Annotated in this window: 1 protein-coding gene and 1 pseudogene; both read right to left on the bottom strand. The window is 63.5% G+C overall.

The window, feature by feature from the left end:
• Positions 1 to 73: 73 nt before the first annotated feature.
• Positions 74 to 442: pseudogene (locus P1T08_18840) on the bottom strand (ATP-binding protein).
• Positions 442 to 975 carry a hypothetical protein gene (locus P1T08_18835; GenBank protein ID MDF1598130.1) on the bottom strand — a complete coding sequence of 178 codons (534 nt, stop codon included), beginning with the start codon at positions 973 to 975 and terminating at the stop codon, positions 442 to 444. The pseudogene P1T08_18840 and the gene P1T08_18835 overlap by 1 nt, the downstream one beginning before the upstream one ends.
• Between the last annotated feature and the right edge of the window lie 85 nt (positions 976 to 1,060).

The raw sequence follows: 1,060 nt of genomic DNA, 5'->3' as shown, positions 1-1,060 counted from the left end.
TTCTCCCAGGTCAGAAGGCATTTTCTATGTCAATCCCAACCGTCAGACACCGATCAGACCGGTGGATCCAGGCTAAGGCGGTGGCGAGGAAGGTCTTGCCGACCCCGACCGGTCCCATGATGATGGCGTTGTGGCCGGATTCGACGAACCGTAGGGAGCAGAGCTCGTTCCAGACCGCCCGGTCGTAGGTGATGTTGGCGGTGTCGTCCCAACGGTCCAGGGTCATGGCCGGGTCGAGACCTGCTGTCTTGGCTCGCCGCGCCGCGGACGTGTTTTCCCGGCGGGTGACCTCATCGGCCAAGACCAGTTCGAGAAACTCGGCGTGACCCAGCTGGCTGGTTTGAGCGAGGGCGAGCCGTTCGGGGAGTGTGTCGAGACACTGGCCCAGTTTGACCCGCCGCAGCAGCGCCTTCAGTTCCGGTGTCACCATCGGAGTGGCCATCAGTTCACCTCCTCGCTGGTGGTGCCGGTGCGGACGGCGAAGTGGCTGTCGTCTCGGACGAACCGTGGAGCGACGACATTGGTGGGCAGCTGGGTTCCGCGGTCTTCGGTCTCGGCGCCGGTTTCGGTGCCTCGTTCGAGCATCCGTCCGATGAGTGGAACGTTGACCGCCTCGGCGTCGAGAGCCCTTTGACAGGCGGCGTCGACACGTTCCGCACCCCACTTTTTGACCAATCCCAGGAGGGCGTAAACCTGACGCATCTTCGTCCAGGGCAGAGGGATGTCCAACAGGGCGGTTGCGTAGACGCCGATGGCCAGGCCATACGATGCGGCCATCCTCTGCAGCTTGTCCAGGTCCCGCATCGCGTAGGCGGTCTTCTCCGACGGCAGATCCTCGGGGTCGGTCGACCTGTGGCCCGGCTTCTGACGGGGGTGGACCTTGACCAACTGACCACGGGAGAACACTTTGACCAGCTGGGCGTCGGCGCGGACGTCGACCCGGGTGCCGATCAGATTCCCCGGAACCGAATACAACGCTTTGGCGGCTCATCGGATTTCAGCGGGGTGTGATGGTGGCGAGTAGATTCCAGTTGGGTTTTCCGGCGTAGAGGAGGGCTCT

Source organism: Acidimicrobiia bacterium, assembly GCA_029210695.1.
Taxonomy (GTDB): domain Bacteria; phylum Actinomycetota; class Acidimicrobiia; order Spongiisociales; family JAHEDJ01; genus JAHEDJ01.
This window is presented reverse-complemented; position numbering and strand designations above follow the sequence as displayed.